The organism is Microbacterium sp. K27, from assembly GCF_004794435.1.
GTDB lineage: Bacteria > Actinomycetota > Actinomycetes > Actinomycetales > Microbacteriaceae > Microbacterium > Microbacterium maritypicum_A.
The window spans coordinates 49,686-70,092 of the sequence record NZ_SSDK01000041.1 but is presented as its reverse complement, the minus strand read 5'-3'; the positions used below and the strand labels follow the sequence as shown (position 1 = coordinate 70,092).

Annotated in this window: 16 protein-coding genes and 1 tRNA gene; 5 read left to right on the top strand and 12 right to left on the bottom strand. The window is 68.4% G+C overall.

Features of this window, described 5'->3' with window-relative positions:
• Positions 1 to 6 precede the first annotated feature (6 nt).
• Both DW307_RS11665 and DW307_RS11660 read left to right on the top strand, forming a co-directional pair.
• Complete coding sequence (locus DW307_RS11665) at positions 7 to 504, top strand: hypothetical protein (RefSeq protein WP_029259069.1); 498 nt, start codon at positions 7 to 9, stop codon at positions 502 to 504.
• A 2-nt stretch (positions 505 to 506) separates the two neighbouring features.
• A complete protein-coding gene (locus tag DW307_RS11660; protein WP_136024823.1) occupies positions 507 to 1,514 on the top strand; it encodes a hypothetical protein in 1,008 nt (335 codons plus the stop codon).
• Here DW307_RS11660 and DW307_RS11655 read toward each other — a convergent pair.
• From DW307_RS11655 to DW307_RS11645, 3 genes are all read right to left on the bottom strand, one after another.
• Positions 1,480 to 2,493 carry a DNA topoisomerase IB gene (locus DW307_RS11655; RefSeq protein ID WP_021200409.1) on the bottom strand — a complete coding sequence of 338 codons (1,014 nt, stop codon included), beginning with the start codon at positions 2,491 to 2,493 and terminating at the stop codon, positions 1,480 to 1,482. The genes DW307_RS11660 and DW307_RS11655 overlap by 35 nt on opposite strands.
• An 86-nt stretch (positions 2,494 to 2,579) precedes the next feature.
• On the bottom strand, positions 2,580 to 3,080 hold the full coding sequence (locus tag DW307_RS11650; RefSeq protein WP_021200408.1) for a hypothetical protein: 501 nt from the start codon (positions 3,078 to 3,080) through the stop codon (positions 2,580 to 2,582).
• Positions 3,081 to 3,089: 9 nt separating this feature from the next.
• Positions 3,090 to 4,445, bottom strand: coding sequence for an MFS transporter (locus DW307_RS11645; protein WP_342588936.1), 1,356 nt, complete (start codon positions 4,443 to 4,445; stop codon positions 3,090 to 3,092).
• A 10-nt stretch (positions 4,446 to 4,455) separates the two neighbouring features.
• On the opposite strand from DW307_RS11645, the gene DW307_RS11640 reads away from it, so the two are divergent.
• Positions 4,456 to 5,292, top strand: coding sequence for a hypothetical protein (locus tag DW307_RS11640; RefSeq protein WP_136024821.1), 837 nt, complete (start codon positions 4,456 to 4,458; stop codon positions 5,290 to 5,292).
• A gap of 33 nt (positions 5,293 to 5,325) precedes the next feature.
• On the opposite strand, the gene DW307_RS11635 is transcribed toward DW307_RS11640, so the two are convergent.
• The 4 genes from DW307_RS11635 to DW307_RS11620 form a co-directional block, all read right to left on the bottom strand.
• Entirely contained in the window at positions 5,326 to 8,685 is a 3,360-nt protein-coding gene (locus DW307_RS11635) for an ATP-binding protein (protein WP_136024820.1), read from the bottom strand.
• Entirely contained in the window at positions 8,682 to 9,344 is a 663-nt protein-coding gene (locus DW307_RS11630; RefSeq protein WP_021200404.1) for a DUF4194 domain-containing protein, read from the bottom strand. The genes DW307_RS11635 and DW307_RS11630 overlap by 4 nt, the downstream gene beginning before the upstream one ends.
• A complete protein-coding gene (locus DW307_RS11625; protein ID WP_136024819.1) occupies positions 9,337 to 10,800 on the bottom strand; it encodes a DUF3375 domain-containing protein in 1,464 nt (487 codons plus the stop codon). Before DW307_RS11625 ends, DW307_RS11630 begins: the two co-directional genes overlap by 8 nt.
• Before the next feature lie 68 nt (positions 10,801 to 10,868).
• Entirely contained in the window at positions 10,869 to 11,588 is a 720-nt protein-coding gene (locus DW307_RS11620) for a GntR family transcriptional regulator (protein WP_136024926.1), read from the bottom strand.
• Between the two features lie 304 nt (positions 11,589 to 11,892).
• Here DW307_RS11620 and DW307_RS11615 point away from each other — a divergent pair, with 304 nt between their 5' ends.
• Both DW307_RS11615 and DW307_RS11610 read left to right on the top strand, forming a co-directional pair.
• On the top strand, positions 11,893 to 12,540 hold the full coding sequence (locus tag DW307_RS11615; protein WP_168441033.1) for an HAD family hydrolase: 648 nt from the start codon (positions 11,893 to 11,895) through the stop codon (positions 12,538 to 12,540).
• A gap of 56 nt (positions 12,541 to 12,596) precedes the next feature.
• On the top strand, positions 12,597 to 15,683 hold the full coding sequence (locus DW307_RS11610; protein ID WP_136024817.1) for a LamG-like jellyroll fold domain-containing protein: 3,087 nt from the start codon (positions 12,597 to 12,599) through the stop codon (positions 15,681 to 15,683).
• Between the two features lie 141 nt (positions 15,684 to 15,824).
• Here DW307_RS11610 and DW307_RS11605 read toward each other — a convergent pair.
• The 5 genes from DW307_RS11605 to DW307_RS11585 all read right to left on the bottom strand — a co-directional run bounded on the left by DW307_RS11605 (position 15,825) and on the right by DW307_RS11585 (position 20,348).
• A tRNA-Gln gene (locus tag DW307_RS11605) sits at positions 15,825 to 15,896 on the bottom strand.
• Positions 15,897 to 15,995: 99 nt separating this feature from the next.
• Entirely contained in the window at positions 15,996 to 17,501 is a 1,506-nt protein-coding gene (gltX, locus tag DW307_RS11600) for a glutamate--tRNA ligase (protein WP_029259059.1), read from the bottom strand.
• A gap of 53 nt (positions 17,502 to 17,554) precedes the next feature.
• Positions 17,555 to 18,319: a class I SAM-dependent methyltransferase gene (locus DW307_RS11595; protein ID WP_136024816.1), complete on the bottom strand. Its 765-nt coding sequence runs from the start codon at positions 18,317 to 18,319 to the stop codon at positions 17,555 to 17,557.
• The gene (locus DW307_RS11590; protein WP_029265495.1) at positions 18,316 to 19,575 is read right to left on the bottom strand and encodes an MFS transporter; all 1,260 of its coding nucleotides are present in this window, start codon (positions 19,573 to 19,575) and stop codon (positions 18,316 to 18,318) included. Before DW307_RS11590 ends, DW307_RS11595 begins: the two co-directional genes overlap by 4 nt.
• Positions 19,572 to 20,348, bottom strand: coding sequence for a fumarylacetoacetate hydrolase family protein (locus DW307_RS11585; protein ID WP_029259056.1), 777 nt, complete (start codon positions 20,346 to 20,348; stop codon positions 19,572 to 19,574). Before DW307_RS11585 ends, DW307_RS11590 begins: the two co-directional genes overlap by 4 nt.
• Positions 20,349 to 20,407 lie beyond the last annotated feature (59 nt).

The following is a 20,407-nucleotide window of genomic DNA, read 5'->3' as shown; positions in this document are numbered from 1 at the left end:
AACCCCATGACGACACGTGCAGCGATCGCAGCGAAACTCGACGACTTCTCCTTTCAGAAGATGAACTTCGGCGGGTTCCTGATGAACAAGCGGGCCAAGAGCTCGCACGCACTGTGGACCCGCACCGCCGACAAGGGCGTCACGGAGCTGACGCTGCTCACCACACGGGACTACGGCGAGGGGAACGTGTACGACGTCGCGGCCTTCACCCTCGACGGAACCGTGCCCGCGGAGGTCGTCTCCGAACTCCGGCAGCAAGCGGATGCCCTCGCCGACCAGGTCAACCTGCGCGCGCACGGCTATGTGTACACCTGCCTCGAGCCCTGGGACGGGGGCGGCACCATCTGGATCTCGAAGAAGCCCGAGTTCCGCGCTCTGAGCCGGCTGGACCAGGGGATCTACGTGATCCCGATCCAGCGACTCACCGGCACGGTCGAGCCGCGTTGGCTCGCGTGGGCACGTGAGGGCGATCAGCTGAACATCGCCATCGTGTACAAGCCCTGACGGTGCCGACGCTCCTGGAAGGCGAGTCCGCCCCGCACGCCGACGAGCGCGTGCCGGGGGGCCTCGCCCTCATCGGGTCGTCGCTGGCAACGGTCGGCATCGCCGCCGTGATCGCGTTCTACCTGCTGCCCGTGGGCTTCGGCCTGACCGGCGCGACGCTCGTGCTCGCGCAGGTCGCCGCGATGCTTCTCTGCGCGGCGATCGTCGCCTCGTCGACGATCGCCGTTCGCCGGCATCATCGACATCGGGCCGCTCTCGCCGCCGTCGCAGAGACACTCGGCTGGGAGTTCCGCACGGATATCGGCGACCGCGTGTGGGGTGGCTCCATCGATGAGCAGATCGATCGCGGCGCCCGAACCGCACGGAATCTTCTGGACGCCCGACACGCGGCCCTTCCCTTCGACAGCATCGAGCGCACGTTCGTCGTCGGCGACCGCGAGGGGGCGACGATGCACACGGTGCGGGCGGTGCGGATCCCCCTTCCTTCCGAAGCGCCGCGTATCACGCTCCGATCACGGCGCGGCGGCGGCGCACTCAGCGTGCTCCCCCGACGTCCGACGGGCGCGTCCCGGATTCGACTCGAGGGCGACTTCAGCGACGTCTTCGAGGTTTCGGTGCCGGCGGGCTACGAGACGGATGCGCTCTACGTGCTCACACCCGACCTGATGGTCGTGCTCCTCGACCAGAGCGCCGACCTCGATCTGGAGATCATTGACAGCACGCTCCACGTGTACTTCCCCGCCGTCGACCTGACCGACGATGAAGAGCTGCGCGACTTCCTCGCCGTGATCGCTGCCTTGTACGACCGCTTCGGACGCCGCACCATGCTCTATCGCGACGAGGCCGCCGAACCGCTGGACCCGGCGTCCTACCGCCGCGACGGCGACACTCTCGCCGATCGGGCGCGCGGGGTCGACACGCGCGTGCGATGGTGGCCCGTTCTCCTGGCAGTGGCCACGCCCCTGGTGCCGATGCTCATCGCCGTCGTCTGGCTGCACTTCGTCGGGTGACCTTACGCGAGATCTGCGGTCCGCCGAGAAGACGCCGGATGGCCGTCTCAGGGGTCACCGAGAGATCGAGTGTCCGTCCGCGCGCGTACTGACTGAACACCCGTGGATCGATGTAGCTTCCGCGTGCGACGGCGGTCGTGTTGCCCAGCGCCGTCGCCGCCGCCTGCACGGCGAGGCGCTCCGCCTGGCTCCGGTGGTTGCGGCTGTCGAGCTCACCGATCCGAGCGAGGGCGTCGGCCGCGATGATCGTGCCGTGAAGAGTGCGGAAGTCCTTCGCCGTGAAAGCGGCACCCGTGACATCTCGGAGGTACGCATTGACCTCGGCGGGTGTGATGCGTACCCGCCGACGCCCTCGGCGGTACGCAAGCAGGAAGGCCGCAGACTTCCCCGCGGCGAAGTCGGTCAACGCCTCGGCGAGCGTCTCGTCGGTGATCTCGATCGACGCCGTACGGCCGCTCTTGGCCGGGAACGAGAGCGCCAGTTCGCTGCCCTCCACCCGCACATCCCGCCTCCGCAGTGTGGTGAGACCGCGGCTCCCGTGGCGGACGAGATACCGTTCCGACCCGATGCGGAGGGCCGCATCGTCGAGAAGCCGGAAGGCGACGGCGAGGGCGCGCTCCTTCGTCTGCCCCTCCTGCGCGAGCGCACGGGTGACCTGGGCCCTCGCTCGAGGAAGCGCGGCCGCGAGATCCAGCGCCCGCACGAACTTCCGGCGATCCCGGGTGACTCGCCATAGGGGGTGATAGAGGTACTGCTTGCGTCCCGCGCCATCGACGCCGACCGCCTGGATGTGCGCGAGCGGGTCGGCCGCGATCCACACGTCATGCCACGCGGGTGGGATCACGAGGTCGTGGATCCGCTCCCGATCGGCCTCGGGCGCCGTCTCACCGGCCGGGTCGACGTAGCGGAATCCGGATCCGGATCGCACACGTCGGAAGCCCGGGTCCTCCCCCGGAACCACACGGATCAGTCTCGCCATGCTGCTGCCTCCCTCGAATGCCTTCGATCGAGGATGGCGGCGCCGTGGGATACGCGGAAGGGAGTGGCGTCGCGGCGACTACCGTGCTATTCCGCGGTCGGCTCGACGTCCGGTGCCGCGAACGTGCTGCGCATGTGATCGCTCGTCAGGAAGTCGGCGATACCGATCATGATCAGGCTGAAGACGATCTGCTCCGACACCATCCAGAGCGGATAGAGGCCGGGGATCGCCGCCATGACCAGCGTGATCACGGGGAAGATCTGGGCGAACAGGCGCAGGCGCTGGTACGCCCACCGCCACCCGCGCTGCGCTCGCCACGCGAAGTAGAACAACGTCGCGGTCATCGCGAGCACGACGAGGGTGCGCATCCAGACCGCGAACGACACCGACTCGCCATCGACCGCCAGCACCAATGCGACGATGACCGCACCGACGCCGATGACGAGTTCGACCACCAGGAGCCAGAGAATCCAGGTGAATGCCCGGACGGTCTTGGGATGCGTGCGGTCCGCCTCGCTGATCGCGACGCCGGCCTTTCGTCCACCGGCGATCCGGTCCAAACGGAGGAAGAGAGACTCCAGAGCCATGAGGGGAGCCTATTGCGTCCGCGCGTCGTCGACGTCGACCGTTCGATGGATGTCGGGTGCGCCGTTCGCAGCCGGTGGTACCGCCCGCTCCAGCACGAGCGCCAGCACACCGACCGCCAGGCTTCCCACGATCATGACGCCGATGAACCCCATGTCCAGTCCCGCACCGAGCATCACACCCGCCACGAGTGGGCCCGTGATCGCACCGCCCTGGAACGCCGCGGAATTGATCGCGTTGTACCGGCCCCGCGTGCGGTCGGACGCGAGATCGTTGTAGATCGCGGGAACGGTGGGCTGCAGCATCGTCTCTCCGAACGCGAAGACTCCCATGTAGGCGATGACGCCGATGGCGGCGGCGAGTGTATCCGGCAGAAAGCCCGTCGCCCCGAGCACCACCCACGACAGGGCCCAGGTGAGGGCCATCACCTGCATCACCCGCGTGCGCCTCTTGCCGGAGATGAGCCGGAGCACGGCGAACTGCAGAAGCACGATCACCGCGGTGTTGACAGCGAACGAGATGCCGACGACCTGCGTCGACACCTGTGACACCTGGCGGGCGAACGCCGGGAAGCCCGCCTCCATCTGGCCGTATCCGATGAAGACCGAAAGGAACGTCAGAAGAGTCAGCCAGAGCACGGCCGGCCGCCGCAGGATCTCTCGATACCCGCCCACCGGAGGGGCGTCGGCCTCGGCGTCGTGCTGCGTGCGCACACGGCGGAGCGGTCCGAGGAGGAGCGCGAGCGGGATGAGGCTGCTCGCGGCGTCGACGAGGAAGATCGTCGTGAAGGTGGCGGGATCGGTCACGTCCACGAAGAAGCCGCCGATCACGCCTCCGACGCCGATCCCCAGGTTGACGAGCGCGAAGTTCACACCGAAGTACTGCTGACGTACCTCTCCCTCGACCACCGTGGCGATGAGGGCGTTGAAGCCGGGCCAGGAGACGCCGAAGTTCACACCGATCAGCATGACCGCGACGGCGGCGACAACCGGATGGGTGGCGTAGGCCAGCAGCGTGCATCCCGCCATCATCGACAGCAGCCCGACGATCAGCACCCGCCGTGCGCCGAAGCGATCGATGAGAGTCCCTCCGGGGCCTGTGACGATCAGCCCGGTGATCGCGATGAGACTCATCAGCGCTCCGGAGATGCCGAGGTCGAAGCCGCGCACCTCATGGAAATAGATGATCGTGAACGGCAGGGTCATACCGCGACCGAGCGTCTGGATCGCGACCGTCGACAGCAACCACCGCCCCTCCGTGGGTAGGGCGTTCCAGAAGCTCCTCATACCGATCACCTCGATATTCTTGCGGATGCCGGAGACATCGCGTTCGCGAGCGGATTGTCGGACGAGGCGGCTTTCTGCCATCATCACGAACATGGCGCTGTCACTCGAGGAGTTCCGTTCCGCACTGGTGGACGCCGGTTCCCGGCAGGGGCTGGGCATCCGGCTCTCGGACACCGAAGCCCAGCAGGTCGCGGCCGACCCGCACGCCACCCGGAGCTGGTACGCGTACTGGCAATCCATGAACCCGCAGACGGAGCCTGCCGCTCCCGCGTTCCCCGCACCCGAGACGACCCCGGCCGCCGAGACGGTGCCGCTCGGCGGACACGACTTCGCCCAGACAGCGGCGTTCGCATCCGCTCCGCCGGCGTACGCCGGTACGCCGACCACAGCGATCCCTTCTCCCGGTGCCCCGGTCCCCGGCGGACCGGAGAAGAAGAGCCGGGTCGGTCTCTGGGTCGCGCTGTCCATCGTCGGTGCCCTGCTGCTGCTCGCGATCATCGTCGTGGTGGTGGCGTTCACCACCGCCCGGCACTGGACGAAGGTCGATGCGCCCGAGAAGCCCGAGACCTTCCACAGCGAGGAGTACGAGACCGGTCTGTACCTGGTGGCGGACGACGGCGTGAGCCCGTGCGCCGTCGATCAGGACTGGACCGACTGCATCGACGCGATGGAGGCCCAGTATGCGGGAGCCTGCGCCGGCGTCGAGCTCGTTCCCGCCGCGGCGATGCTCTGCGAACAGCATCGCGCCGAGATCGATCGCATGCGCGCGGAGGACTCCGAAGGATCGGTCGTCGCCTCGCTCGGAGACTTCGGCCACCTCACCCGCACGCCGGAGGTCGCGACGCGACAGGTCTCGAACAACGACTACGAAGCAGCAGTCACTCACGAGGCCGTCTGCTACCTCGGGTTCCTCGGGGAGTGCGACTGACGATACGGCTGCTCGCCCGTCGACGACCGACGGTCAGACCCCCGCTTCCGGCAGACCCACCTTCGCCTTGGCCCAGGACCGACCGCGCGTGTCCTTGAGGATGTCGTACTCGACGTCCACATGCGGCTCGATCGCGCTGTACTTGTCGTTCGGCGCACCGATGACGAGCTGGAAGCCGAGCCCGCGCCACGCACCGATCGCACGCTTGGTGAAGTGGGCGTCGGCCTTGATCAGCGCCTCGTCCATGAACACCGGCGCATAGCGAGGTCGAGCGGCGCCCGCGTCTCCGAGCTGGTACCGGAGGGCGGCCCCGACGATGAACGCGACGAGTTCCTGCGACTCGCCTCCGGACTTCTCACCGATGTGATCGTAGAGCGCGACGTGCTCTCGCGTGGCGGCTGTGACGCGCTCCGCGCTCACCCGCACATGGTTTCGCACATCGATGAGCTCCGCGAAGTCGGGGGCGGTGCGGCGCATGCGCGCGATGAGGCGACTCATCTTGCGGTACACGGTCTCCCGCTCCGCATCCGTCGCCGCCGCATCGATGAGTCCCCGCACCTCACGGAGCTCACGGCGGAAGCGCTTGCGAGCCTCCGTCTGGTTCTCCCGGGGGGTGATCTGCAGACGATGATCGTCGTCGTAGAACGGCAGCTCCTCCATGATCCGGTTGATCGGATCGATCCGGTCCTTGATCTCACGGAGCGACCGGCTGAGCGTCGAGTCGAGACTCGTCAGGTCGTTTCCCGACAGTTTGAGCAGGCTGTCGCGCCACTCGGTCTCCAGCTCGTGGAGCCCGTTGGTCTGGAGAGCCTCCAGGATGCTCTCGAACTCCCCGACCGAAGCGTCGGGATCCGGAAGGATCGTGAGGGTGTCCCAGCGCTCGAGGAACCCCGTCATGAGTCGGCGCATGCTCTCGCGCTGCTGCTCGTGCGCCTCGGCCGCCTCGCGGCGGTCATCGAGAAGGCGCTGAGCTGCCGTCCTGAGGGCGGTGTCCAGATGGGTCAGGCGCTGCGCCGCCGTCGCGGATCCTCCGGTTTCGGCGTGCAGGAATCGGCTGTCGAGGAACGAGGCGTGCCCGTCCCCGAGCACGAGTCCGGATGCCGCGGCAGAGTCGATGACCGACTGACAGCTGTCGACGTCGTCGGTGACCCGACCCCACTGCTCCTGGGTCTGAGCGAGCTCGTTGCCGAGACGCGCCTCTTCATCGCGGAGCCGCGCCGCCCGCGCCCGCAGCTCTTCGGCCTGGCGCTTGAGCTGCGCGATCTCGGGGCTGGCCGTGGTGACCTCCGCTTCGACCGCGAGCCAGCGCTCCCGCTCGGCCTCCACCGTGACGACATCGATCTGCTCCCACGTGAGGTCCTCGATCTTCGCGAAGGATGTGGACCGCGCCTCGATATGGTCGAGGGCGGCCTCGGCCTCGTGCGCAGCGGACGCGCACTCCTCGTGCTGCGCCGTCACCCGCCGCAGCTGTTCGTCGATCTCGCGCAGACGACGGTCGTTGGTGAAGCCCAGGACGTTGCTTCGCCCCTGCCCTCCGTGGGCACCGCGACTCCCCTGCGACACCTGGCCGCTGATCGTGAGGGCCTTCTGGTGTGCGCCCAACTGCGACGACGAGTCGACACAGACGTATCCGAAGCGATCCTGAAGTCGCTGCTGAAGCCAACCGGTGAAGGGCGTCGAGAGGTACTCGAGCCGCCCGGGAAGCGTCTTCGGGTCGGCGTTCCGCACCTCGGGGATGCCGGTATGGACGCCTTCGTAGTTCAGACGTTCCGGGGTGCGCACGGAGTTGATGGCCGTGCGGAACGAAGCGAGGTGCTCGACGTCGATCAGAAGCGTCCTGGCGAAGCCTCCGAGCGCGAGGTTGAATGCCTCCCGCCACGGCTCGAACTCGGTCCGCAGCTCGATGAGCTCGCCGACGAACGGAAGATCGGCCGTGTCGAGCCCGACCGCCTCTGCGAGCAGGCTGCGCGACTCGTCGAGATGCGCGGGGATGCTTCCGCGTACGCGACTCGTCTTCTCACGCTCCTCGCGCAGGCGGCGGATCTCGGCCTCCGTCGTCCGGCGTGCGCTCTCGGCATCGGCGAAAGCGGCACGGGCAGCACGGATCTCGGACTTCGGAGACGACCCCCGAACGCCGGCGGCGAAGGCGTCGAACTGCGCGGCGGTCTCCACCTCCGCTCCCAGCTCGCGGACGACGATGTCGAACTTCGCCCGCTCCCGCCGGACGTCGTCCACTCGGCGCTCGGCGACGCGGAGTTCGCGCTGAGCTGTCTCGAGACGGTCGCCGCCGGACTGCCGCAGCACGTCGAGAAGCCCTTCGCGCTCGACATCCGCGGCATCGACGAGAGCACGTTTCTCGCGCACGGCAAGACTCAGCGCGCGGGAACGATCCCCCAGCTCGACCTCCACGTCGCGCAGGAGATCGAGGCGTCGCTGCGCGTTCCAGAGGGCGGCCAGAGAGGTCGGATCCGTGAACACGCCGACCTCGTCGATCACGCGCACACGCTCGGACGCCGAGACGATGCGGTCTTTGATGCTCCGGATCGGCTCGAGCGCATTCACCTGCTGCTTCGCCGTGAGCATCCTCATCCGCGTGCTCTCGAGCTCGTCGAAATGCGCCACGACGGCATCTGCGGTGGCCATGGTCTCGGGCTCTTCGAGGACGAGCTTCTTGTACAGATCGTCGACCGTCGTGATCTGCTGCCCGGCCTGGATCCTCGCCAGAAGACTGATGGCCTTGGCGCCGGAGCCGGCCGCACCGATCCCGAGCACCGCCTGCAGGCGCGCCGCGAACTCACGGTCCGTCGCGAGGGTCTCCAGCCCCGTCGCCCGCACCGACGCATCCGAGAGCCGCTGCGTCGCCGCGCGCTCCAGCAGTCCCAGATCGAACGCCCCGTTCACGGTGGCCCTGACCCGCGTCGTGTCCTCGAGGACGCGCGCATCCGCGGGGATGTACCACGCACGCACGGCCGTGAACCGCGACCCGTCGTGGTCGATCCACGTCGTCGCGATCGCACTCCACGTGTCCTCCCCGTCTCCGCGGAGCACACGCAGCTTCGTGCCCTCCTCGGTGCGGGATTCGTCGATCTTCCCTCGCCCGTAGGAGAGGATGTTCCGCTGCTCCTCGCCGCGCGGGCGACCCGTCACGCCACCGTTCGACGCTCCGTTGAACGGCGTCGTGTGCGGCATCATCAAGGCGATGTACGCATCCATCAACGTCGACTTGCCGGAGCCCGAGCCTCCGCAGAGCAGGGTCGCGTGCGGCGAGAAGCGCACACGATGGGGTCCGCCGTCGTACCCGCCCCAGTTGATCAGCTGCAGCTCCTCCGCCACCCACTGCTGCCCGCGCGAACCCGCCGGGATGAGGCCGAAGAGCGTGTCGACCATGGTCATCGTTCCACCGCTTCCTGCGACCGCAGCCAGTCGCGGAGTTCTTTCAGGGTCTCGGCGCTCAGGACGACCTCGACGAGCGCGCTGATACGATAGCGCCCGCTGGTCTCCTCCTGCACGATGCCCTCTCGATCCAGGCGATCCATCGCGTTCCGGATCGCCTTCTGCTGCCGGGCTGTGCCGCCGTCGACGTCACTGAAGTAGCTCAGCACGGTCTGCTCGAGATCCTCGATGTCGATGCGCACGGATGCCTCGCCGGCGGCGGACTCGCGCTGATAGACCGTGCGCAGATGCACGAGAACCAGGGTCTCGGCGCGTGTGTACGGCGCGTCCTTCAGCAACACCGGCATGTCGATCTCGTCGGAGCGCAGCTGCTGCTTGTATGCGAACCCGCGGCCGTGGTCGACGACCAGGCGGAGGTAGAGGTCGTTCAGGCGCGACTCGATCACGTGCTGATGGTCGAGCAGCAGGGCCCATTCCCGGCGGTTGCGCTCCGCGGCGATGAAACGGCGCTGGAGGATGTGCGCGAGCAGGCGCCGGATCTCGGGGTCCAGCGTGCCGCGGTCACCCGCGAAGTGCTCCTCGATGTCGTCTTCCATCGGGACCGGGGCGATGAACGGATCCTCGACCGGCGTCTCCGTCACGAGGCTCTCTTCAGGCATGTGATTCTTCCTTCGGGTTGCGCGCCGTGACGGCGCCGAAAGCGAAACGTCGCGTCGATCCGTCCGGACGCCGCGCTTCGACCACCGAGACCTCCTCGCCCTCGGTCATGCCGTTGCGGTGCGCGATCTCGAGCAGTCCGACGAGGTCGACAGGACGACGGGTATCGTCGGCTCCCTGGGTGAAGGCCGCGGCGAGGTCGAACTCCGGGCCGAGACCCGACACGTACTCCTCGAGCTCCGCATACCGCGGACCGCCCCACGCGCGGGAGTCGACGTCGGCGAACTCGACGTCGTCGGCGTCCGCGAGAGGTGCGGGGACGGCCGGCGGGCGGATGCTGCTCACCGTCTGCCTGAGGTGCCCCAGATCTGTGAGCGGGAGACTGCGCACCGGCGAGTCGCTCGCCCCCGCACCGTCCCAGATGTGGAGAGCGGCGATGACGTCGCGCAGCAGATCGTCGATCTGACGGTCCCGCAGCGGATCGTGGGTCTTCACCTGGCCGGTGATGACGTGCGACGCTCGACGCTGTGCGGCGAGGACCTCTTCGACGCCGAGCTCGACCCGACGTCCGATGGCGTCGAGTTCGGCACGCTGCGTGCTGTCGAGCATGCGGGCGAACGGCTGCCGGAGCAGGCCGTGCAGCTGTTCGGTGAGCGCGTCGATGCGATCCGGATCGCCGATCAGCCGCAGGGCGCCGGAGAACGCGCGCCCCTCCGGGGTCGAGTTCATCACGTCCTGCGCGCGTCGCAGATACTCGCGGAGCACCTCGCCGGTCGGGCGTTCGTCACGCCGCAGATGGGCGACGACGTCGCGCTGCATGAGCTTGAGCGACTCGGCGACGCGGGTGAAGTCGGCGGGGAGCTCCCGTGCCAGGTGCAGCACGTTCTCCGCTTCTTCGAACAGCTCTTCATCGTCGAGCGGATCCGCCCTGCCCGATTCCTCGATCCGATCGATCTCGGCGTCGAGTGCCGCCCGCTCCTTCCGAAGACGAGCCAGGCGACGCTCGGGATCGGCCTCGGCGCTGTCGGAGAGGTGCTCCACGGCGTCGAGGAGCGTTCGCACACGGGAGTTGGATACACGTGTGCGCCCCCCGCCCGTGCGTCCGGCGATCTCCAGCGCCTCGACGGCGTGCGCGGAGAGTCGGTACACCTCGATGTCCTCGTCGATCTGCTGCACCAGCCAGCCCAGTCGCACCCAGTTCCGCGCGACGTCGCGGCCGGTCCCTGCGGGAACCCGGCGGTCGTCATCGTCGTAGCCCGCTCCCCTCAGCTCATCGAGGATCTCGGCGAGCTCGGCCTGGGCGTCGGCGATCGGGATGGACGCCCGGTCTGCCGTGAACAGCAGCGAGAGGGACGCGACGACGAAGGGCGCGAAACGTCCGTGAAGGAGGTCGAGAGTCGGCGTGCTGAATGCGGTGACAGCGCGCGAGAATGCCGCTTCTGCTCGTGTTCCTGTCACGTATTCACATTACTCGGCGCCCTCGACATCGCCGGACGCGACGCGGGGTGACGACGCGAGCTGATCCGCTACCGCGAGAACTCGGTGCGCGTGAGGGGTGTGCTGTCCCGCGATGCCGTGACGAGGAACGTGACGGTGTCGGGCAGGTAGCGGTCCTCGCCGTACTCGATCGGCTCGCCTGCCGCGGTGTAGCTCACGCGGCGCACCCGCAGCAGCGCGCTCGCCCGACGCACGCCGAGCAGCTCGGCGTCGGCGCTGGACACGGGGACGGCATCGATGGCGTGCTCGGCGAACGCGGTCACGATCCCGAAGTCACGCGAGAGCGCCTCGACGACGGAGGCCTCGTCATCGGCGATCGAGGCCAGCCGATCGGCGATCCAGTCCGGGTAGCTGGTGCGCTCCAGCATCACGTCGCGGCCGTCGATGCTACGCGTCCTGGTCACGCGCAGCACACGCGTCCGCGGGCTCACCCACAGGCGACGCGCCTCCGCCGCGGTCGCCTCCCCGAACTCCTTGCGACGCACCTGCCCGCCCGGCGCCAGCCCCTTGGACCGCGCCCACTGCGCGAACGAACGCAGCTCTTCGAACGACTGACTCTGTCGGCCCGAACGAACGGTCCAGCCCGCGCCTTGAACCGGGGATACCAGCCCTCGGTCCTCGAGACCCGCGAGAGCCCGTCGGATCGTGCCACGGGTCGAGCCGTAATGCAGACTCAACTTCGTCTCCGATGGAAGACGGGAGCCCGGAGAGAACTCCCCATCGATGATCCTGGTCATCAGATCGCTCATGATCTCGCGATGGGAGCGCGGGGTCGCCGGTAGCACCGTCTCAGACTAGGTGAGCCGCGATACCGTCGATCGCGCGATCAGGACAGCAGTTCACAGTTGTCCCCCGCTGCGCGACCGCCGGCGGCTATCGTTCAGACGTCGTTCATCTGCACGCCGCCCCGTGCACACCACGGAGCGGGGTAATCGTCCCGTGACCTCGTCGACGCCCGCTTCCGATCGCTCCGCTTCTGATCGCTCCGCCTCTGATCGCTCCGCCTCCCCTCGTTCCACCCCCGCGCGGCCCGCCGCGGCTCGACCCGCCGCCGTGCTCTTCGACCTCGACGGCACACTCGTCGACAGTGAACGGGCGTGGCTCGACGTGATCAGCGCCCACCTCGCACACCTCGGCACAACGGTGTCGTCGGCGCAGCTCGCCCCGTTCGAAGGGCTGTCCGGCATCGATGCCGCCCGCGCTCTGATCGGGCTCGGGAGTACGCGTGCGAGTGCGAGCGCCCTCGCGGCGGAGCTGGAGCTCGTCACGATCGATTCCTTCGCGGGGCGTCTGGAATGGGTCGCCGGTGCCGAGGAAGCACTCGCGCACCTGCGGCGCGAGGGAATCCGAATCGGTCTCGTGACCAGCTCGACCAGGGCATGGGTCGATGCGGTCGCCGAGAACGTGAGCCTCGGCGTATTCGACGTCGTCGTGACCGCGGACGATGTGCGACGCACGAAGCCGAGCCCAGAACCCTATCTGCGGGCGACCCGCCTGCTCGACGTCGATCCGGCCGCGTGCCTGGTGTTCGAGGACTCCGAGGTCGGCGTGCGTGCTGCCGTCGCTGCCGGATGCCGCGTCGTGCAGGTCCGGGCCGACCACAGGGACGCGAGCGGCACGACGGCCTGCATTCCCGACCTCCGCGCCGTGACGGCACCCTGGGTCGCTTCACTGATGCCCTCCCTGCCCGCGCTTCCCTGACGTCCCCACACTTCTCGACCGCCTTCCGAACCCCGACGACACCTGCGAGGAACCCCATGCTGACCCCTGATCGCCCGAAGACGACACGCCCCCGTCCGGAGGCGGCCCTACGCCGCGCACTCGGTGGAGGGATGATCGCGGCCACGACGGCGCTCACGCTCCTGGTCCCCGTTCTCCCGGCGGCGGCGGTCGCGCCGACGGCCATCCCGACCTCGTCGTCTGCCGTGGAACCGATGACGCAACAGCGCATCGACGCCGCGAACGACGCCTACAACGGCGCCGACGCCACACTCGAGTTCATCACGATGTCCGATACCGAGCTCGGGGGCGCCGCCACGGCGGACAAGACATCCGAGCAGGTGGCCTACGAGGGCGCGAAGCCGCACTTCCAGGCCCTCCGCTCCTGGGCGGACGCCAAGGGCTTCGACCCGCGCGTCGTGGTCGACAACGGCGATGTCGTCGGCGCGAACGACCCGGAGTACTCCGCCCACCTCGCCGGCGACAGCGAGAAGGTCGCCGGCTGGTATCGCGCGGTCGAACGGGTCATGCGCGAGAGTTTCCCCGAGTCGCAGGTCCTGCTCACCCAGGGCAACCACGACATCGCCGATCTGATGGGCACGACCTTCGACTCCGCGCGGAAGAATGCACCGGCCGACGCGCCCGCGTGGCACTACCCGAACGCTGACAGCGCATACGTGAGCAACTTCCACACGACCATCGAGGGCATCGACTTCATCGGTCTCGACTACAACGGCACCAGCACGTTCGGCTACGGCGGGCAGCGCACCGGTTACCAGGCCTTCCTCACCACCACGCTGCAGGACATCGCTGCGAAGCCCGACTACGACCCCGCCAAGCCGATCTTCGTCTCGATCCACAGCGGCTACGCGGGCACGTCGCTCGGGGGGCCCTTCCACGCCGACTACGACATGGCAGGTCCCGACCTGCAGCGGATCCTCGCGTCCTATCCGCAGGTGATGCTCGGCTCGGCGCACACGCACTTCTCCTCGAACCCGGAGACGAGCATCTTCCAGAAGGACTTCACGGTCTACGAGAACGCCTCGATGAACTACATCTACCAGGACGTGCCGAGCGACTTCCTCGGCGGCGGCTACTTCGGGGGCAATCAGGGAGACCCTGCTGCCGGGGTGTCGCAGAAGTACGCGAACTTCATCTCCGTGCTCACCGACGGCTCCACCGTCATCCGTCGATTCGACGTCACCCATCAGCGCTGGGTCGGCATGCCCTGGGTGGTCGACACGACCAAGGGCAAGAGCGGGTTCACCTACACGGCCGCACAGCGCAGCAAGATCGCACCCTGGTGGGATGCCGCGGCAATCACCGCGACGGACGTCGCCGAGGAGTCCCTCACGCTGCGCTTCGACCAGGCCAAGGACGACGAGCTCGTGAACCACTACGAAGTCGAGATCCGTGATCAGGCCGGCAACCCGGTCGCGTACACGGCGAACCAGGTGCCGGACTTCGGCAAGAACGCGTCAAAGTCCGTCACCGGATCGTTCAAGGCGTACTCGCGGTTCTACATGACCCCGAACACGATGGGCTTCGACGTCCGCGGTCTGAAACCGGCGAAGAACTACACCGTCACGGTCACCGCGTACGACGACTTCCAGAACGCGTCGGAGCCGCTCACCGGCCTCGTGCGCACGGCCGGCGAGCTCGTCTTCCCCGATTTCCCCGAGATCCCGGCACCCGCACCGGACGGCGAGTTCCTGCATCTCGCCTTCGAGGGCGACCTCGGTGACACCGGAACGCATGCGGCATCCGGGCCCACGGCGAAGCCGGTCGGCTCGGTCTCCTACATCGCGACCGATCGCCCGGGGGCCTCCGGAACAGCGGTGCGGATCGGCGGAGGCGAGGGCAGCTACGTCGATCTCGGCTCCCGCCCCGAATTCGACCTCGGCACGGATAAGGACCTCACGATCAGCTTCTGGACCAAGGTCACCGGCGTCGACGGGTACGGTGCGATCATCAGCAACAAGAACTGGGCGAACTGGTACCGCTCCGGCATCAACCTCGCCCCGGAGGGCACGAACACCGGCAAGCTCGAGTTCACGCTCGGCGACGGCACCGACGGCGTCTATGCGACCGGCGACGTCGGCGAGTACCGCGGCTCCTGGCACCACATGACCGTGACCGTCGACCGCACGCGCAACATCGCGAGCACCTACATGGACGGCATGCTGGCGAGGGAGACGAGCATCGCGGGGATCGGGAGCATGACCAGCGGCCTGAACATGCTCGTGGGCGTCGACGGGAGCAAGAGCTACGGCATCGGTCTCGACATGGACGACCTGCGGATGTGGGACACGGCTCTGTCCACGACCGAGGTCGCCGCCCTCTTCGCCGCCGATGATTCGACCACAGAGACTGCCGCACTCGCCCAGGCCGTCGAATACGCGACCGAGCTGATGAACGTCAACGAGGTCGAGGCGGCGAACGGACGCGTCTTCGATGAGACGCTCGGCGATGCTCTCGCCGCGGCGACAGCCCACAGTGCGGCTCTGCTCGCGGGATCTCCGGGAGCGCGGGATGGCTCGACCGATGGTACGGTCGCCACAGTCGCCGCCGTCGCACCGACGAAGGCACAGCTGCGGACGAGCTTCGAGTCGCTGAAGGCCGCCGTCGACGCGGTGGAGGCCCAGGCCGTGCGCTTCAGCTATCGCACCGAGGTGCGCGGCGGCACCGTTTCGCCCGCAGAGGGCGTTGCGGATCGCGGCGGCCAGGTGCGCCTGACGCTCACGCCGGCTGCCGGTTTCGGGATCGCGGGTTCAACGGTCACGGTCAGCGGCGTCGACAGCTTCGCCATCGAAGGTGCGGAACTGGTGCTGACAGGCGTCGAGAGCCGCGTGCTCGCCTCGATCGACTTCGCCACGGCCGACACCGGCACCCCCGGCGAGGGCGGCACGCCCGGCGAGGGCGGCACCCCCGGCGAGGGCGGCAACGGGAACGGCGGCACGGGACGCGGAGACGGCACCGTGGCGAAACCCGGAACCGACGGCTCCGCTGCTCCGCTCGCGACGACCGGAGCAGACGTGGCGATCCTCTGGGTGTGGGCGGGATTGGCTGCCACCCTGCTGGGGGCTGGCGCGTGGCTGGCCCGCCTGCGCCGCCGCGCGGCCTGACGACCGATGGCGAAGGCCCCCTGCTTTCCGTGCTGACACGGATGGCCGGGGGCCGCCGCCGAACGCGTCATTCTCGCGGCGGACGACTCCGACGCATCACCTAACGAAGAAACCCCCGCCTGAGCGGGGGTTTTCATCTTGCTGGGGTACCTGGACTCGAACCAAGAATAACGGAACCAGAAACCGTCGTGTTGCCAATTACACCATACCCCAAGGGCGAAACCGGAGCCTCGCACCGAGAATCAAGCCTACCCGAGCGGCGGCGGAACACCAAAACCGGTGCCGTGCGCCGCCGCCCGGGCGCGTCGCGACTCAGTTCGCGAGGAACGCCGACAGGGAACGCAGACGACGCAGCGACTCGTCCTTACCCAGCAGCTCCATCGACTCGAACAGCGGCGGCGAGATCCGGCGGCCGGTGATCGCCACACGCGGAGGGCCGTAGGCGATGCGCGGCTTGAGCTCGAGCTTCTCCACCAGCTCCGCGGCCAGAGCCTCCTGGATCTTCTCGGGCGTGAACTCCTCCAGCGGCTCGAGAGCGACTACGCAGGCATCGAGCACCTCGGCAGCATTCGCCGGCAGTCCCTTGAGCGCGTCCTCGGCGTATGAGACCTCGTCGGTGAAGAGGAAGCCCACCATCCCGGGGACCTCGCCCAACAGCTGCACGCGCTCCTGCACGAGAGGCGCCACGCGGAACGCCGTCACCAACTGCTCATGTGTGGGCTCATCGAAGAGCCCGGCCGCGGCGAGGTACGGGATCGTCCGCTCGGCGAAGTCCTTCTCCCCCAGCATCCGGATGTGGTCGCCGTTGATCGATTCGGCCTTCTTCTGGTCGAAGCGGGCCGGGTTCGGGTTGACGTTGACGATGTCGAATGCCGCGGTGAACTCGTCGAGCGAGAACACGTCGCGGTCGGGGCCGATCGACCAGCCGAGGAGCGCGAGATAGTTCAGCAGTCCCTCAGGGATGAAGCCGCGGTCGCGGTGCAGGAACAGATCGGCCTGCGGGTCGCGCTTGGAGAGCTTCTTGTTGCCCGTCTCCCCCAGCACCAGCGGCATGTGGGCGAATCGCGGCACGAACGTCGTGACGCCCGCATCGATGAGAGCCGCGTACAGCGAGAGCTGGCGCGCGGTCGACGGCATCAGATCCTCACCGCGCAGGACGTGCGTGATGCCCATCAGTGCGTCGTCGACCGGGTTCACGAACGTGTACAGGGGCACGCCGTTCGGACGCACGACCACGAAGTCGGGGAATGAACCGGCGGGGAAGGTGACCTCGCCACGGATCAGGTCGACGTACGTGACGTCCTCGTCCGGCACGCGCAGGCGCAGAGCGGGCTGTCGACCCTCGGCGCGGAAGGCCGCCTTCTGCTCGTCGGTGAGGTCGCGGTCGAAGTTGTCGTAGCCGAGCTGCTTGGCGCGGCCTGCGGCCTCGTTGCGCGCGTCGATCTCCTCGGCCGTCGAGTAGCTCTCGTAGAGGGCGCCCGTCGCGATGAGCTTGTCGATCACCTCGCGATAGATGTCGTGACGCTCCGACTGCCGGTAGGGCGCATGCGGTCCGCCGACCTCGACGCCCTCGTCCCAGTCGATCTTGAGCCAGGTGAGCGCGTCGACCAGTTGGCGGAAGCTCTCCTCGCTGTCACGGGCGGCGTCGGTGTCCTCGATGCGGAACACCATCTTCCCGCCGTTGTGTCGGGCGTAGGCCCAGTTGTAGAGAGCCGTGCGGACCATGCCGACGTGCGGCAGACCGGTCGGTGAGGGGCAGAAGCGGACGCGGACGTCGGCACCACTGACAGTCGTGGTGAGGGGGTGAGGGGTAGCCATAGCCCTTCGATTCTACGGGGACGGGTGACCGCACCGCTGGAGGATCGAAGCGCTCAGCGAGCGGCGCTCACGGCGACCGCGGCACGATGCGCCAGCGGTAGGAAGCCGTTCGCACTCCGCTCGTCGACCATATGGTCGAAAGCGATCCGAAACCGCTGCCGGTCGACCTCGTCGAGACCGGCGTAGAGCGCACCGGCACCGGCCACTCCCCCTTCGACAGACCGCCAGAGGGCTCGCGGATCCGCGCTCCAGGTCCAGTCGAGCTCGGTGACCTCTACGCGCTCTAGCCCGGCCTCCTGCAGCATCCGCCCGAACCCGTCGGCCGTGCGCTCGAAGTCCTCGTCATCCGGGAGCCTCGGCCCCGCGAAGGGCGCGATACCGGCACGCTCGGTGATCTCGGCCCAGAACCACGAGGGAGAGAGCGTCCAGGTCGTCGCCACGACCGCACCCCGGCTGACCCGTCGCAGCTCTGCGGCGGCCGAACGCGGTGACGGGACGTGATTCAACACGAAGTTCGCGATGGCGACGTCGAACGCGCCGTCTGCGAACGGAAGCGCCGGCAAGGTGCCGTCGATGGTGTCGATCCGAGGATGCCGGCGACGCGAGACCGCGCGCATGGTCGACTCCGGCTCGCACGCGGTCACCGTCCATCCCTCGGCGGTCCACATCGCAGCCAGGGTGCCGTCTCCGGCGCCTACGTCGACCAGGCTGCGGCCGTGCGGCTCGCCCAGAGCCTCCCGCATCGCGACGAAGGTCCCGTCGCACAGCGCCGAGTAGGAGGCGGAGTACGCTTCGCCGACCCCGGACCAGTCCTTCACCGTGCTCCCGCGCGAGCCAGCGGAGACAGCGCCACGATCGCGACGACCAGGATGAAGGCTGCGATCCCGAGTCCCGAGTACTGGAAGTTCGACAGCACTACTCCGGCCAGCACCGAGCCGGCCGCAGCCGAGAGGCTCATGAGCGAATCGCTGCGACCCTGTCTGCGCGTGCGGAGCTCGGGCGCGGAGGCCTCGGTGAGCAGCGCCGCCCCGGCGACCGTCGCCGCGCTCCACCCCAGCCCCAGCAGGATGAGCGCGACCATGACACCCCAGGCCTCGGTACCCGTGAACACGGCGAACGCCAGAGCACCGGCGAGCAGCACCTGGCCGAGCAGCACGACCTTGAGTCGGCCCCACCTGTCGGCGAGCACACCGAAGACCGGCGACAGGGCGTACATCCCGCCCACGTGCAGTGCGATCGTGATCCCCACCAGAGCCGAGACATCCGCCGGGGTCGCCGCCATGCCTCCGGCGCCGTGCGCCATGTGCGACAGGTGCACCGGGGTCATGGCCATGACCGACGCCATCACCACGTGAGAACCCGCGATCGCGAAGATCGCATAGCGCGCCACCCGTGGCCGGTCCACTGCCACCGCTCCGGCGGCAGCCGCCGACGCCGTGGCGAGCCGCTGCGCCGCGAGAAGCGGATCAGGGCGCAGCGCGACGATGTAGAGCAGGAGTGCCGCGCACTGCGCAACGAACGAGAACAGATAGGAACCCGTCTGCGGAGGCATCCCGACCGCCTGCCCGACGATCTCTCCCGGTCCCAGCAGGAGGGGCCCGGCAACCCCTCCGATCGTCGTCGACCAGACGACGATCGACAGATCCCGGCCGCGGTGCTGCGGGTCGGCGAGATCCGTCGCGGCAAAGCGAGACTGCAGGTTTCCCGCGTTGCCCGCGCCGATCATGAGGATGCCGGCGAGCAGCAGCGGGAAGATGCGCAGGGAGGCGGCGAGGATGACGACCGCGATGCCGACCAGTGCGAACAGGTTGCCGAGCGTGAGCGCACGACGCCGGCCGACACGAGCGGCGAGGCGGGCCAGCGGGATCGCGCACGCCGCCGCTCCGAGCGTGACCGAGGCGGTCGCCAGACCGGAGAGCGCGTCGTTCCCCGAGATGTCCGCGGCCAGGAGCGCTCCGAGCGACACCGTGGCACCGAAGGCGATGCCGCCGAGCACCTGCCCGAGCGACAGCACCAGCACGGTGCGTCGCTGGACCGCCGTCTGCTGCGCCGCCGTCAGGGCCACATCGGTCATGACGCGGGTGCGGCGTCCCGCGCGGTATTGCGCAGGATGCCCAGCCCCGTGATCTCGACCTCGACGACGTCTCCTGCGCCGAAGGTTCCGACGCCCGCCGGCGTGCCCGTCATGATGACATCACCCGGGAGCAGCGTGAACACGGCCGAGGCGTACTCGATGATCGCCGGCACCGAGTGGATCATGTCGGTGAGCGGAGCGTGCTGGCGCACCTCGCCGTTCACCCGCGTCTCGATCGTGGCGGTCGCGGGATCGAAGTCGGTCTCGATCACGGGTCCGAGCGGGCAGAACGTGTCGAAGCCCTTCGCGCGCGCCCACTGTCCGTCCTTGCGCTGCAGATCGCGCGCGGTCACGTCGTTGCCGATCGTGTAGCCCAGCACGTAGTCGAGCGCGTTCTCGGCCTTCACGTTCTTGGCGATCTTGCCGATGACCACGACGAGCTCACCCTCGTACTCGGTGCGATCGGAGAGGGGCGGACGCACGATCGCGTCACCAGGTCCGATCACCGCGGTGTTCGGTTTGAGGAACAGCAGCGGTTCCTCGGGAGCCTCTCCCCCCATCTCGGCCGCGTGGTCGTGATAGTTCTTGCCCACGCAGACGACCTTCGACCGCGGGATCACCGGAGCGAGCAGCGCGGCGTCCGCGAGCGGCACACGGGCGCCGGTGGTCTCGTACCCGGTGAACATCGGGTCTCCGGCGAGCACGACGAGCTCACGCTCGTCGATGATCCCGTACATGATGGCTTCGTCGTGGCTGAACCGGGCGATCTTCATGGGATCCAGCCTAGCGAGGGCGTCCCACCCCGCCGAGACGCACCGCAGACACCGAGACC